At 67.6% G+C, this 13,993-nt stretch carries 15 protein-coding genes; 7 read left to right on the top strand and 8 right to left on the bottom strand.

Annotation, left to right across the window (positions count from 1 at the left end):
- Positions 1-66 precede the first annotated feature (66 nt).
- Positions 67-846: a class I SAM-dependent methyltransferase gene (locus ACYVOK_RS28295; RefSeq protein ID WP_460665594.1), complete on the bottom strand. Its 780-nt coding sequence runs from the start codon at positions 844-846 to the stop codon at positions 67-69.
- 185 nt (positions 847-1,031) lie between these two features.
- Here ACYVOK_RS28295 and ACYVOK_RS28300 point away from each other — a divergent pair, with 185 nt between their 5' ends.
- Positions 1,032-1,988 carry a cyclase family protein gene (locus tag ACYVOK_RS28300; RefSeq protein ID WP_460665595.1) on the top strand — a complete coding sequence of 319 codons (957 nt, stop codon included), beginning with the start codon at positions 1,032-1,034 and terminating at the stop codon, positions 1,986-1,988.
- Positions 1,989-2,129: 141 nt separating this feature from the next.
- Positions 2,130-2,717 carry a hypothetical protein gene (locus ACYVOK_RS28305; protein ID WP_460665596.1) on the top strand — a complete coding sequence of 196 codons (588 nt, stop codon included), beginning with the start codon at positions 2,130-2,132 and terminating at the stop codon, positions 2,715-2,717.
- A 33-nt stretch (positions 2,718-2,750) separates the two neighbouring features.
- On the opposite strand, the gene ACYVOK_RS28310 is transcribed toward ACYVOK_RS28305, so the two are convergent.
- On the bottom strand, positions 2,751-3,299 hold the full coding sequence (locus ACYVOK_RS28310; protein WP_460665597.1) for a hypothetical protein: 549 nt from the start codon (positions 3,297-3,299) through the stop codon (positions 2,751-2,753).
- 210 nt (positions 3,300-3,509) lie between these two features.
- Here ACYVOK_RS28310 and ACYVOK_RS28315 point away from each other — a divergent pair, with 210 nt between their 5' ends.
- Entirely contained in the window at positions 3,510-4,496 is a 987-nt protein-coding gene (locus ACYVOK_RS28315) for a hypothetical protein (RefSeq protein ID WP_460665598.1), read from the top strand.
- Positions 4,497-4,597: 101 nt separating this feature from the next.
- On the opposite strand, the gene ACYVOK_RS28320 is transcribed toward ACYVOK_RS28315, so the two are convergent.
- Positions 4,598-5,131 carry a DinB family protein gene (locus tag ACYVOK_RS28320; RefSeq protein ID WP_460665599.1) on the bottom strand — a complete coding sequence of 178 codons (534 nt, stop codon included), beginning with the start codon at positions 5,129-5,131 and terminating at the stop codon, positions 4,598-4,600.
- A gap of 207 nt (positions 5,132-5,338) precedes the next feature.
- On the opposite strand from ACYVOK_RS28320, the gene ACYVOK_RS28325 reads away from it, so the two are divergent.
- Both ACYVOK_RS28325 and ACYVOK_RS28330 read left to right on the top strand, forming a co-directional pair.
- Positions 5,339-6,289, top strand: coding sequence for a S1 family peptidase (locus ACYVOK_RS28325; RefSeq protein WP_460665600.1), 951 nt, complete (start codon positions 5,339-5,341; stop codon positions 6,287-6,289).
- Between the two features lie 145 nt (positions 6,290-6,434).
- Positions 6,435-6,935 carry a GNAT family N-acetyltransferase gene (locus ACYVOK_RS28330; protein ID WP_460665601.1) on the top strand — a complete coding sequence of 167 codons (501 nt, stop codon included), beginning with the start codon at positions 6,435-6,437 and terminating at the stop codon, positions 6,933-6,935.
- Between the two features lie 52 nt (positions 6,936-6,987).
- On the opposite strand, the gene ACYVOK_RS28335 is transcribed toward ACYVOK_RS28330, so the two are convergent.
- Positions 6,988-8,457 (bottom strand): M28 family peptidase, encoded by a 1,470-nt coding sequence (locus ACYVOK_RS28335; RefSeq protein ID WP_460665602.1) that lies wholly within the window; start codon positions 8,455-8,457, stop codon positions 6,988-6,990.
- 132 nt (positions 8,458-8,589) lie between these two features.
- On the opposite strand from ACYVOK_RS28335, the gene ACYVOK_RS28340 reads away from it, so the two are divergent.
- Entirely contained in the window at positions 8,590-9,351 is a 762-nt protein-coding gene (locus ACYVOK_RS28340; protein WP_460665603.1) for a DinB family protein, read from the top strand.
- Here the strand turns inward: ACYVOK_RS28340 and ACYVOK_RS28345 are convergent.
- The 4 genes from ACYVOK_RS28345 to ACYVOK_RS28360 all read right to left on the bottom strand — a co-directional run bounded on the left by ACYVOK_RS28345 (position 9,332) and on the right by ACYVOK_RS28360 (position 13,090).
- Positions 9,332-10,168, bottom strand: coding sequence for an AAC(3) family N-acetyltransferase (locus tag ACYVOK_RS28345; RefSeq protein ID WP_460665604.1), 837 nt, complete (start codon positions 10,166-10,168; stop codon positions 9,332-9,334). The two genes, ACYVOK_RS28340 and ACYVOK_RS28345, sit on opposite strands and share 20 nt — an antisense overlap.
- Before the next feature lie 50 nt (positions 10,169-10,218).
- On the bottom strand, positions 10,219-11,085 hold the full coding sequence (locus ACYVOK_RS28350; RefSeq protein WP_460665605.1) for an LLM class flavin-dependent oxidoreductase: 867 nt from the start codon (positions 11,083-11,085) through the stop codon (positions 10,219-10,221).
- Between the two features lie 150 nt (positions 11,086-11,235).
- Entirely contained in the window at positions 11,236-12,486 is a 1,251-nt protein-coding gene (locus tag ACYVOK_RS28355) for an MFS transporter (RefSeq protein ID WP_460665606.1), read from the bottom strand.
- Positions 12,487-12,598: 112 nt separating this feature from the next.
- Positions 12,599-13,090, bottom strand: a complete 492-nt coding sequence (locus ACYVOK_RS28360) for an NUDIX domain-containing protein (protein WP_460665607.1) — start codon at positions 13,088-13,090, stop codon at positions 12,599-12,601.
- A 17-nt stretch (positions 13,091-13,107) separates the two neighbouring features.
- Between ACYVOK_RS28360 and ACYVOK_RS28365 the strand changes: the two genes are divergently transcribed.
- Positions 13,108-13,872, top strand: coding sequence for a hypothetical protein (locus ACYVOK_RS28365; protein ID WP_460665608.1), 765 nt, complete (start codon positions 13,108-13,110; stop codon positions 13,870-13,872).
- Positions 13,873-13,993: the final 121 nt, after the last annotated feature.

The following is a 13,993-nucleotide window of genomic DNA, read 5'->3' on the forward strand; positions in this document are numbered from 1 at the left end:
ACAGACCGAGGGCTCCACCATCGGTGGGGCCCTCGCCTTGTGTGGTGCGTTCTTCGGACTATCAGGTCAAGATCGATCGTGGTGGCGGCGGGCGAGGTGGACATGGATCTCGGCGTTGAGTTCCACGGTGTCGGGGAGGACCTGGAGGATTCGGCGGAAGACCTGTTCTCGGTCGGCGGGCGGGAGCATCACGTACGCCGAGACCGTCGAGAGTTGTCCGATGTAGTCGTGGGCGGTCACCGTCACGCGCCGTTCGATCACCGACTGCCGGACATCGGTGAACCACTCGGACTGCTGGAGCTCCGTGCCGGGCCATTGCATCGGGCGATCCGCAGGTGTGCCGTCGGGCGACGGGACCCCGTCGTCCTCCAGGTACGGCGCACGTGCCGCGCGCACGGCCGCCTTGAGGGCCGGGTCGGCCAGCTGGACCGGTACACCGAACGAGGCGAACACACCACCCGGTTGGACGAGCGCGGCCATGCGGGCCCACCGGCCTTCAGGGTTGGTCCAATGGAGCGCGGCAGCCGAATACACCAGCTCGTACGACGAATCCAGCGGCAGGTCCTCGAATGCGGCTTGCACGGTGGTGACGTTTGCCGGCAGGTGTTTGCGCAGCTCCGCAAGCATGGCCGGGTCAGGGTCTGTCGCCGTGACCGCGATCCCTCCCTGCGCGAACAGCCGCGTTGCCTTGCCTGTCCCGGCGCCGAACTCGAGGGCGGTCCGGATCGGCCCACCGGCGTACGCCATCACCAGATCGAGGAGCTCCACTGGATACCCAGGCCGGAACCGTTCGTACGCCTCCGCCACCGTCCCGAAGCTCAGCGCGCGCGCAACCATGCCCGGCATCCTGGCACCTTCCACGCCCCAACGCTCGTAATTTCCCCGTCGAACCGATCCCCGCGCGCCTGCCGCTGTGCGCAAGATGTCCGCATGTTGATGCACGACCCGGAGCACTGCAGCGACTGGCCGGGGACAGGGGCAGGTTGCTATAGCGTGCCTCGAACCGCGTGACCGGAGGAGTTGATGTTGGGATGACAGCGGGGCGACCGATACCCACGGGGGACGACGTGCTCGGGTACTTCGACACGCTCTCGAACTGGGGACGGTGGGGCGACGACGACGAACTCGGCACGTTGAACTTCATCACCGACGACGTTCGGCTGGCGGCGGCGCGGGCCGTGCGCCACGGCAGGAGCGTGTCGTGCGCATGGGAGGTCGCCGTACCGGAAGAGATGGAGCGATCGACGACGACGTGCCCGTGCGCCGCCGACATGCCGGGCGCCGAGAACATGCCGGTGCCCGGATTCCGCAACGACCGGCACTGGGGCTTTTCGAACGAGCGGCTCGGCATCATGTTCCACGGCAACACGATCACCCACGTCGACTCGCCGTGCCACATCTTCTGGGACGGCACGATGTACAACGGCCGGTCACACTCGCTGGTCGACGCCGCAACGGGATCGGGGTGGGCGGCCGTCACCGCGGCGGCGAACGGGATCGTCACGCGTGGTGTCCTGCTGGACATTGCGAGGGTCCGCGGCGTGCCGTGGCTGGAACCGGGCGAGGGTGTGTTTCCCGACGACCTCGAGGAGGCCGAGCGTCGCCAGGGTGTGCGGGTGCGGTCCGGCGATGCGGTGCTCCTGCGGACCGGCTACGGCCGCGTCCGGCACGAGGCCGGTGCGACGCACGGCTTCACGCAGGCCGGCTGGCACGCGTCCTGTCTGCCGTGGCTGCACGAACGGGAGGTCGCGCTGATCGCCGCCGACACCCCCCAGGACGTTCAGCCGTCGGGGTACGAAGGCGTGTTGATGCCGATTCACGCCGTGAGCCTCGTCGCGATGGGTCTCTGGCTGCTCGACAACTGCGACCTGGAGGTGTGCGCGACAACGGCTGCCGCGCTCGACCAGTGGGACTTCCACCTCACAGTCGCCCCCCTCCGCTTCGCCGGAACATCCGGCAGCCCGGTCAACCCAATCGCCACATTCTGACCCACGGATCCCGACGGAGTGCGATGCGAGGACCGACCCGGCGGATCCAGGTGCCACTCCTTCTCGGGCTTGAAGGGTCAGCGCCGTAGGTTGCCGGCGGCCAAAACGAGCGCATCAGGGTTGCGCCATAAGGTTGGGGCGGTGAGCATCTTTCGCCGCCCGGCCGACCCTACCGAAGACGTACTTCGACGCCTGTCCAAGAGCCTGCGGTGGTTCCGGCCGTCCCTCGCCGACGCTCCCACGCCGTACTTGCAACTCGGGCACCTTGCCCAGCATCGGCTGTGTCCAGCGATTGACCAGGGTGACGCGGCTCCCGTGGTGACCTCCCTCGCCATCGCCGAAGATGCCCTGGCGGGTGCGAATCTCGACCACGAGCCCGGCGCCAAGCTCGACCACGCGCTCACGCTCGGCCTGATCGAAGTGGTGAGTAACTGGTGCTCTTGGCCGGAGACGCCACCAGAGGTGGTTGAGACGATCGAGGCAGGCATCGGGCCGATGACCCGCGCGCGGTGGAACGCGGTCCGGGACCAGGGCACCGCCGTGGCCGACTGGATCCGTAACGGAGGTGCGGCCGACCGCACCGGCGAAACGGCTCCGGCGTACCGGGAGATCAAGAACGCCGATCTCCGATTCCTTACCCGATCAACCCGGCAGTACGTCGACGAGACGATCGCCGTGGGCACTGCCGACCGCGTGCGGTTCGAGAAGTCCACCGGTCAAGGCGTGTAGCCGCGCGCATGAGGGTGGCGCTGTCCTCGCATGCTAGAGAGCTGTGTCGTCGGTCGCCTCGGAGAGCAACGTGATGCGGCGGCGAAGTTGCCGTGGGTAGTACCACTGGGTGTACAGGATGAAGACGGGGACCACCGCACCGAGCAATGTCCACGGGGACTCGGTTATGGCGCCAACGACAGAGCCGGCCAGCAACAGCACCATCAGGACGATGGACGGTCTGCGCATCTTTCCGGTGTAGCCAGCCAAGTGCTGAGAGGCGATGCGGAGCGCTGCCGACCGGACCTCCTCATCGTCGGGTACGGGCCCACCCGCCGCGGCACGGTGAGCCAGCTCGACCTTGTCGGCCGGGAGATCACCCTCGGCCTCCTTCATCGAACGTTGCCACTTCGTGCTCCACCAACCCGTCGCCAGACCGAACGGAATCCCAGTAACAAGCGCCCCCACTCCGGCCGCCACCCAGCTCGATCCGTCGAGCTTCATAAAGGTCCCCATGCCGACCCCGAACACGACGCCAGCTATGACAGTCGAAACCCACCGGGGGACTTCCGAACGGTGGGCGCGCACCTGAGAATCATCCACCAGAGGTAGCGCTTCTGTCCTGCGCCGAGGTCAGATGCGCAGCTCGGCCGTAACGGCGTACGGAAATTTGTTTCTTAGGTGGGCTGTTGGGTTGTAGGATTTCGTCAAGGCTTCTGGGGGAGCCGTCATCTCGGGGGGTCGAGTGGGGGGCCGGGTCTGGCGACCTGGGGTCACTCGTTCCTCCGGCCAGGTTTGTGGAGGGGGAGCTTTGTGAAAGTACGGTCCTTGCTGTGTGGGTTGGGTTTGCTGGCCGCCGGACTGGTCGCCGCGCCGACAGCGAGCGCGGATTCGCCGACGCGGATCCTCAACACTGTCACCTCGGTCTCGTGTGTGTTCGAGACAGCAGAAGGTGACTACGTCTTCTTCGGCGCCTCGGCGAACACCCTCGACGGCGCCTCGGGGTCGTTCATGTTCGTGGAGACTCCGGACTACAGCATGGTCTCGGAGGGCGACGGCGGTACTGCGGTATTCGCCGGCGACGGCTCGTTCGAAGCTGAAGTCATGCTCTACGACTTCAACACGCGTGAGCCGCTCGGCCTTGCGTCGGTCGAGGCAATCCGGACTCCGTTGGCGGCACCGGTAACGGAGGAGCTCAAGGAGCGAAGCGGTAACAGCTGGACGACCGGAACGGTCACCACGACCGACTACCGCGTCGACGTCGGCCCGGTGACCGTACCTGGGTACACCGTTCTGGCGAACGACGACGACTGCACCTCGGAGGTGATCACGTTCGACGTGATGACCACCAATCCCAGTGCCGCGATCTCCGCGGACTCCGATTTCGAGTCGGCGATCTGCGACCTGGAAGGGCTTCCGAACGGTCAAGTGGCGCTCAGCAACGATCGACCGGACGTGCGGTACGACGTCGTGATCGACGACGGCGTGAACCCACAAGAGGCAGAGGGTTTCCTGAACCTGCCCGGCCACAAAGCCGGCGCCACGTCGCCACTCGTCGATCTCGTCAGCGGGCAGCAGATCGGCGAGCTCACGATCAACGTCGAACTGCACCGCATCGGCAGCCGCATCCAGGAGTCGGACACCTTCGACGGCATCACCGAGCGGGGCGTCGTGGTTCCCTACCTCGCCACCATCACCGTCAGCACCTCGGACGGCCGCTCCGGCGTGGCGCACTGCTATGCCGAGGACCACACGAACAAACTCATCATCCGCCCGGCCGCCAACGACGGCGGGCACTGACAACCCATCCAGAGCCGGCACACCGAAAGCCCGGCGTACTGAATCAGTGATCGAGGGCGTCACCCGACCGGGTGGCGCCCTCGTCGTGCACTGGCGGCTGGTCAGCCCATGGTTTTCCGGCCGTCGATGGATTCGCGGATGATGTCGGCGTGGCCGGCGTGCTGGGCGGTTTCGGCGGCGATGTGGAAGAAGACGCGGCGAACCGACCAGAAGACGCCCGGTGGTTGCCACGGGGCGGCCGGGAGTTCGTAGGTCTTGTCGAGATCGAGAGTGCGGACGAGTTCGTCGGTGGCGGCCGCGACCTTCTCGTGCTCCGCCAGTACGCCGGCCAGCGTCTCCCCCTCGGCGAGACGGAACTGCCTCTCCCACTCGGCGATCAACTCCGGGGTGAGTTCGTTGTCCTCGGGCGTCTCCTCGCCGGCACCGGACTCCGCGAACTCGGCCCACCGCCGCTCGACCGCGGTGACGTGCTTGATCAAACCACCCACCGTCAGCGCGCTGACGGTACTCCGGGTGTTCGCCTGCTCGTCGGACAGCCCCTCCGCCGTGTACCGCAGGAAGTACCGATGCTTCCCGAGAAAGTCCAAGATGTCGGCCCGTTCACCCGTCACCCGCTGCTGCTCGCTCACTGTCATACCCCGACCCTACGAGCCATACCGGCCAGCCCCTGTCCTCTACTTGTCGACGTTCGGGTGGTTGCTGTGAGTGTTCTGTTCACAGCTGATCGCAACCGGTAGGTGGTGGCCTGGAATGCCTTGTGTTGCTGGGAGTTCATGGTCTGGTACGGCGTTACTTGTCGGCGTACCGTGCTGGGACAGTCCACTCGAGGGAGCGTGCGACTCATGAGGAACTTGTTGCGTAGTTGCGCCGTTCTGGCCGCGTTTGCCTTGCTGGTCACGTCGACCGCGCCTGCCGGCGCCATTGTCGGCGGTGAGCCCGACAACGGTGAGCACCCGTATGTCGGGCAGTTGCTGTTCTACGTCCCGACCGCGGTCGACCCGCGCTTCGAGGACCCCGGGGCCTGGTTCAACTGCACCGGCACCCTCATCGACGAGGACACGGTCGTGACGGCCGGGCACTGCACGTACGCCGTCGGCGTGGAGGGTGTCGCACCGGCCAACCCGCTGTTCGGCGGGACGGACGTCTGGTTCTCGGTCTCCGAGGCGCCCGACTACTCGATCCTCCCGCCGAGTTCCACCTTCGTGCCCGACGGCAACCAGGAGCGCTACGAGACGTGGTCCGCACTGCTCGATGCCAGTGACGAATGGTCCGAGGCAGAGTCGACGTTCACGCATCCCGAGTACGTCGACGCAGCCTTCCTGCTCCACGACCTCGGTGTCGTCGAACTGTCCGAGCCGATCGAACTCGCCGAGTACGGCTCGCTGCCCACCCCCGACTACCTCGACCGGTACGCCGGGAAGGCCAAGCAGCGCGCGTTGTTCGAGTCGGTCGGTTACGGGCTCGAGGACAGTGGGCCGAAGTTCTCGTTCGGCGGTGACACCCGCCGGAAGGCCGACCGTCGGCTGATCAGCTTCCGGGGCGCCTACGGTCTGCGCGACATCGCGGTGATGTTCTCCCACGCCCAGGGCGGTTCGACCACCGGCGGAACCTGTTTCGGTGACTCCGGCGGTCCGACGTTCGACATCACGACGCCCGCGATCGCGGAGCAGAACATCATCGTCGCGGTGACGTCGTTCGGCCTGAACTACAACTGCAACGCCAGCGGGAGCTACCGCATCGACCAGCCCGACGACCTGGCGTTCCTGCTCGACCCCGCGGGAGCGTACAGCTGAGTCACTCACCGAAAGGCGAGGGCGTCGTCCGAGGATGACGCCCTCGTCTGCTTCTTCGGGCTACGACTCCGCCGCCCCGGAAAACTGGACGACCGGGCAACGGGCGGCCGGTTACGCTGCGAGTCGCGACCGGAAGGAGCTGGTGATGGCGTACGCGATTCGCGCGTTGCGGGACGACGATCCGGAGGTGATCTCGGCGGCCTTCACCGCGTTGGGGTGGGACAAGCCGGTGGCGCAGTACGAGAAGTACCTGGTTGAGCAGCGCGCCGGGGTGTGCGATGTGCTGGTCGCGACGGTCGACGACCGATTCGCCGGCTATGTGACCGTGCGCTGGGAGTCGTCGTACTTCAACGGGATCCCTGAGATCCAGGACTTCAACGTGCTCCCGCAGTACCGTCGCCGCGGCATCGGCACCGCCCTGATGGACGCCGCCGAGGCACGCGTCGCCGAACGGTCCCCCGTCGTCGGCATCGGAGTCGGTCTGTACGCCGACTACGGCCAAGCCCAGCGCATGTACGTCCGCCGCGGCTATCTCCCCGACGGCCGCGGCCTCATGTACGACAACCAACCTGTCCCGCCCGGTCGATCCATCCCCATTGACGACGCCGCCGCCCTCATGTTCACCAAGTCGCTGTCGACCCACTGAGGAAGGCGCCGGCGCCTCGGCGTCAGTGGCCGAGGCACCGGCGTTTTTCCCGTTACGGGATCGAGGTGAGGTTGAAGGCGTAGCGGGCGGTGGAGTCGGCTATGGCGTCGGCGTTGACGTCGAGGGCGGTGAGGTTGGGGTTGGCGAGGGTGTCGCAGGCCTGGTGGTAGCAGACGTCGTACGCGACTCCCGCCGTACCGCCGAAGAGGGCCGCTTCGGCCGGGGTCTTGATGCCTTCGGCTCCGGTGAAGATGCCGCCGGCGGGGATGCCGACCGCGATGAACGGACCGTAGTCGGAGCGGCCGTCGAAGTCCGTGCCGACCGTGGCCAGGCCGCGGCTGGTGAAGAAGCTCGCCAACTGGCTCTCGATCTGCGCCGATCCGGGCGGTCCGGCCGGTGCGCCGGTCGCGTCTGAGTTGTCACCGTCGTACAGCTTGTAGGCGTAGTTCGGCGACGCGACCATGTCGAAGTTGAGGTACAGCCTGATGTCGTCCCGCTCGGCGGCGGTCAGGCCCTCGACGTACTGGTCGGACCCGAGCAGCCCGACTTCCTCGGCGGCCCAGAAGGCGAACCGGACCTTGTTCTTGACCGGGAAGTTGCCCAGCTGGATCGCGGTCTCCAGGATGGCCGCCGTACCCGAACCGTTGTCGTTGATCCCCGGACCGGCCTCGACGCTGTCGAGGTGGGCGCCGAGCATGACCACGTTGTCCGGGTCGCCCTTGCGGGTTTCGCCGATCACGTTGTGGTCGACTCCGAGCGTCAGGGTGGAGTCGACCTTCAGGCGGACCGTCGTACCCGGGTTCGCGGCCAACTCGTTGCCGACGGCGAAGCTGGCGAACACCATCGGGATGCCGGCCCGCCACTCGCCGATGTCCAGCGGGAACGCGTCGGTTCGGCCCGGCTGGCCCTCGTTGAAGATGATGATCCCGGAGGCACCGGCGAACCCGGCGTTGCGCACCTTCGTCGCGAACGGGCAGGTGCCGCGCTGGATGAGCGCGATCCGACCCGGGACGAACCCGGCGAAGTCGGAGGTCTCACAGCCGCTGGTGGACGACGGCGCCGGGGTAGGCGGCAGGATGAGGTCGACGGCCTGGACCTGCGCGGTCACGTCACCCGCGGGCGACGGCTGGAAGGTGAAGAAGTCGGCGTTCGCGGTGTACGTCTTGGCGACCGGCGCCGTCTGTGCCAGCACGGGCGGGCTGTTCTCCACCCAGGCTTCGACGAAGTTGATCGGGTCGAGCGTGACCTTGTAGCCGGCCTCCTCGAGACGCAGTGCCACGTAGGCCGCCGACTCGTCGTACCCCTTGGTCCCGACGGCGCGGTTGCCGCCGTTGCGGTCGGCGATCGCCTGCAAGGCGACCATGTGCTGCTTCGCGTTCTCTCCGGTGACCTTCTTGACCAGGAGCTTCGCGTACGTCTCCTCGATCGGAACGGCCCCGGCCGGTACCGGTTGAGCGGCGACCAGACCGAAGGTCGCGGCCAGACTGACGGCGCCGACGGCGCCACGACGGAACACACGCATTGTTCCCCCCACGGGCGGATGGACCAGTTCCCCCAGGCCTCACGCCCTGGCAATGTAACCCGGCCGGCGGCACGCGACCAGAGGTCGGCGTTCCGGAAGCAGAACGTCCGGAACCTGTCCTACCGTGAGGGCATGGGCTTCATGGACGGGACATCGGGCAAGCGGATCGAGCGACTCGATCTGACTGAGGCGCTGGTCCGCGACGTGGATCTGCGCGACGCGCGGTTCGAGCGGGTGACACTGACCGGCACGCGAATGCGCGGCGTGGAACTCGGCCACATGACGATCGACGGCGACATCGAGGACCTGGTCATCAACGGAGTCGACGTGGCGCCGTACGTGTACGCCGAACTGGACCGCCGCTACCCGGATCGCGCGAAGATGCGGCCGGCCGATCCGGCAGGATTCCGTACGGCGTGGGACATTCTCGAACGGCTGTGGGACGGAACCGTCGAGCGAGCCCGCGCGCTGCCGCCGGAGCGGTTGCACGAGAGCGTCGACGGCGAGTGGTCGTTCATCGAGACGCTGCGGCACCTGGTGTTCGCGACCGATGCTTGGGTACGGCGGGTGATCCTGGGCGATCCGCGGCCGTGGCACCCGCTCGACCTGCCGTTCGACCAGATGGCCGACGTACCGAATGTTCCGCGCGATCGCGTCGTCCGCCCGTCGCTGGACGAAGTACTTGCCCTGCGCAAGGACCGGATGGCGACGGTACGGCGGTACGTCGACCAGCTCACCGAGGAGCAGCTCGACGCCCACACCACCCCGGTGCCCGAACCCGGCTGGCCGGACTCCGTCAGCTACCCCGTTCGCGAGTGTCTCCTCATCGTGCTCAACGAGGAATGGCAACACCGGCTCTACGCCGAACGCGACCTCACTGTTCTCGAAGGCTAGCCAGGCGTTGCTGGTGGGCGGCGGTGCATCTGCAGCTGGTGTCGCTGCAGAGGAGGGCGGCAGGGTCGCTGAGGATCAGTTCGCGGGTGGCAGCCAGTACGTCGCGGATCGGGATCGTGCGCGCTCGGCAGGGGCCGATGTGGGTTTCGCGGGTCGCCGGCCGGACAGTCGGCTCGATGGTGTCGAACGCGTGGCTCGCGCCGGGGATGTTGGCGAACTCGGACCAGACACGTTCGCCGGTCTTCGCGTAGCGGTAGAAGCAGGACCGGCCGAGGAGTTGCTCGGCGACGTGGATGGTGGTGTTCGAGGTGTGGTCGACGCCTAGGAGGAGTACATCGCCGTCCAGCCTGCCCAGCTCTTCGATCGGGCCGAGCGGCCAGTCGAGGCGTTGCGCTGAGAGCACCTGATCGGCCGCGGGACCGACGGCGATGTAGGAGAACAGCGGGTGTGAGGTCCGCGCGGGTGAACGTGTCAGCCTCAACGTCTCCGGGATGCGCCCGAGCGCGCGGTCGATCGGCAGGTCGCAGCTGAAGGCGGTTGCTCGGGCGAGTCTGTCGTCGAAGGCTTCCCAGGTCGGCGCGGGGTCGTACGCGTTGTACGGCCGGGCGGTTCCGGGCGGTGCTCCGATGCCGGGGAAGTCCCAGGTCCCGGCCGGCGCCAGCACGGTCCCGCACGTCCCGGTCAGCGCCTCGCACACCGCCTCCGCGCCCCCGTCGACGTACCCGAACGACTTCAGCGAAGCATGCACGATCACACTCGACGACCGCCCCAACCCCAACCGCCGAAGCCCCTCGCCGATCTCCTCCGCGCTCACCATCTCTCCATGCTCCCAGCAGCTTCACCCACCCGCTCGCTTGCCATGTGTCGTCAACGAGCCGCTGCGGTCGACACGGCTTCCGCCAGTAGGCCGACCTGGTGCAGCTTCGCGGACGACGGGTACAGGACGACATCGGTCGCGCCGGCAGCGCGAAGAGCGGTCAGGTGGTCGTGGAGTTGGCCTGGGCTGGTCAGTGTGTCAGCACGGGCGGCGTCGAAGAACGCGTCGCCGTAGTAGTGCCGGATGTACTCCTCGGCGACAGAGTCCGCATCAGCACCGAGGGCGAAATAGCGGCCGGTGACGATACGCGGCCGACCGATCCGGCCCGCTTCCTGCCACGCCGTGCGTACGGCGTTCGCACCCTGCTCGAGTGTGGATGTTCCGAACAGCGGCGCCACCCAGCCCTGGCCGTGCAGAGCAGCTCGCCGATAGGCGGCGGGCGCCAGCCCGCCGAACAGCAACCCGGGCCTCTCCGCGGGCAGTTGGGTCATCGGCCCACCTGCGCCGCTCAGCTTGCCCGCCCACACCTGTCGCCACGTCTCCAGCGTCGCTGTCCACAACGTCCCCAACCCGTCTCTGGAAGCTCCGCTGGCAGCGAAGTCTTCAGGCCAGCCGCCAAGACCGAGTCCGGCGGTCAGCCGGCCGCCGGAGAGCTGATCGACCGACGCCAGCTGTTTCGCGAGCAGTACGGCGTTGTTCCGCCAGCCGACGTTGAGCACAGTCGTCAGCAACTCCACCTTCGACGTACGAGCGGCGGCCGCGGCCAACGCAGTCAACGGCTCGAGATTGTCGTACACCAGCCGGTCGATCACACCGACGGAAGCGAATCCCGCAGCCTCAGCCTCTGCGGCCCACTCCCCGAGCAACCGGCTGTCCGCATCAGGCACCGCCGCCGGCAAACCGATCCCGATCCTCATCACACCGTTCCCTCGTCCACGAGAGCAACGTATTCAGTTCGCCCGTCGCATGTATTGAACGAATCGGACACCCCCACCTGGTTGCGCTCACGGCTCTCGTCGCCGCCCAGGCGACCGAATCCAACGGCCCGATGTCCGCATCCTCGCGGGTCACGTCGTACGGCGGGGCTCGGTGGGTGTCGGGGAATCGTCATGGGACGTCTCGTCGACCTCGCGGGCGCCTTCGAGGGCGTAGTACACCGGCAGCCAGGACATGAGGATCAGAGCGGTTGCCACGAGCAACGTCAGGCGCGGGCCGACGAGAGTGCCGAGGACGCCGCCGATGAGGGCGCCGAGAGGGAACAGGCCCATCAACAGGAACCGCATGGTCGCGTTCACCCGGCCGAGGAGCCGTTCGGGGACGATCCGCTGGCGTGCCGTCACGCTCGTGATCGCGTACACGATCTGACCGAACTCCCCCACCGCCGCACTCACCACCAGCAGCAACGTCAGCCACCCCGGCTGCGCCAACGGCCCGGCCACCCCGAGCGGACCCGTCACCGCGAGCGAGAGCCAGATGACCCGCGCCGATCCGAACCGCCGGGCGAGCCGTGGCGTCAGGGCGGCCCCGAGCATCGCCGTCACGGACCCGACCGCCAGCACGATCCCGACCAGGGTCGGCGACAGGCCGAGGGTGCGGACCATGAAGATGAAGTTCACCGCCGAGGCGATCGCGAAGGAGAAGTTGTTCACCGCGCTCGTGATCGCGATCGACCGGATCAGCCGATGCCGGGCGACGTACCCGAGCCCTTCGCGGATCTCCGTCCACAACCGCGAGTCGCCCGTCGGCCGCCGTACCTCTTCCCGCGCGCGGATCGCCAGCAAGGAGAACGCGGACGCGAGGAAGGTGAAGGCCTGGATCAGTACGACGTTCGCCGCACCGATCGCGGTCACCAGCCAGCCGCCCACGCCCGGGCCCGCGATCTGGCCCGAGGCACGAATCGTCTCCATCGCCGAGTTGCCGGTCAGCAGGCGGTCCTTGCCGATCACCGACGGCAGGTAGCTCTGGTACCCGACGTCGAAGAACACCCGGGCGAACCCGGTCAGCAGCGACACCACGACCAGTTGCGTGATCGTCAGTACGCCGAACACCGCCGCGACCGGGATCGTCGCCAGCAACCCGGCGCGGACGAGATCACTCGCGACCAGGATCCGGCGCCGGCGCCACCGGTCGACCCACGCACCGGCGGGCAACCCGATCAACGCGAACGCGACCGTGCTCGAGGCGGTGACCAGGCCCAGCTCGAACGGCGTGGCACCCAAGGAGAGCACAGCCAGCAGCGGAATCGCCACACCACTGATCTGAGCTCCGAACTGGCTGGTCGTCTGACCGACCAGCAACCAGCGGAAATCCCTCTTCACAACAAACCTCCACAGAACCGGATGGGAACCCCACCCGCCTGCAGAAATTCGTCGCTAGGGGTGGGGTACATTACCGGCCCTGCAAACCGAGGTCAAACCCTGGTCAAACGGCCTACCGGGCTTGGAACATCCCCGTCGCGCGATAGTCGTCGTACAACCCCAACACCACCCGAGTCGGCGGATGCAACTCCGCGGGCGCCTCGTCGAAGAACCCGACCTCCACCACCTCGTCCGAGTCCGCCACAAGTTCCCCCGTCCACCGCCGAGCCTCGAAACACAACGCGAAGCACTGCAGGACATCGCCGTTGGGATAGGTGAGGGTGTGGAGATCCGCCTCGGACAGGCTGGCGAACGGAACGAGATCCTGTTCCGCCACACTCAACCCGGTCTCCTCGAGCAGTTCGCGGACCGCCGTACTGCGGAAGCCCCCGCCCGGCTCGGCCGCCCCCGCGGGTAGTTCCCACAACCCGGTGTCGCGGCTTCGCTGGAACAGCATGCGGTCGGCGTCGTCCACGACCAGCACCTGTGCGCCCGGCATCAACAGCAGGCGGGAGCCAACCTGCTGCCGGAGCCCCCACAGGTACGAACCCTCGTACGTCGTCATGGGTGAGAGGGTGGGGCATGGAGTGGATCAGGAGGTGGGCAGGGGGTCTGCTCGCCGTCGCGATCGTGCTGGGGCTGGGGTGGACGGTTGCGGTCAGCACGTCGATGCCGAGTTGGTTCGACCCGGCCGAGGCGTGTGCATTGCGGTACGGCGGTGCCGACAGCGCCGGAGTGGTGGTGCACACAGGCTGGTTCCCGCCGAGCGCGACCTGCGACTTCGGGAACGGCAATGTCCAGGACTACATCTCCCCGGCGAAGTCCGCCGTCCTGTCCGCGACCGGCATCCTCATCCTCATCGCGCTGATCGCCGCCCTGATCCTGACCGTACAGCGCCTGACCGGCGACCCCGGCCCACTACGGACCGCGGGCGACGTCGACCTCGGCAAACGGCGCATGACCCAACTGACCTTCGGCGTGCTCGACCTGGCCGTGGCAGTCGCCGTCCTGACCGCGGGCAACGCGTTCGCGATCGTGCTCGGCGGTCTCCCCGGCGGGATCGTCTTCGCGGTAGCCGCCGTCACCGGGTTGTCCGCGCTGGCCGTCGTACTGGACCGGCACATGGGACCGCTTCCCAGTACGGCGCTCGACAGCCGGCGACGCGGGACGACCGCAGGCCTGACCGTCTTCGCCGTCATCTTCGCGGCGACCGCGGTCTCCGGGCAGATGCCGTTCTTCCGGCTCTGGTCGGTGCCGCTCGCCGCGCTCACGTACGCCGCCGTCGCCGGCATCCAGTGGTCCCGCCTACCCCACAGAAGACGGGACCACCAGACGTCGCCTCACTGAGGCCCTGCCTGCTGATCCCGCGCCTACTGCGCGGCACTCGGCACGGCATCTCGCCGCACTGGCCCGAAGGCCACGATGCTCCGCATCGCAACCTTCGTTCCAGCACGCCGAGCTACCGCAC

The sequence above is a fragment of the Kribbella swartbergensis genome (assembly GCF_054784135.1).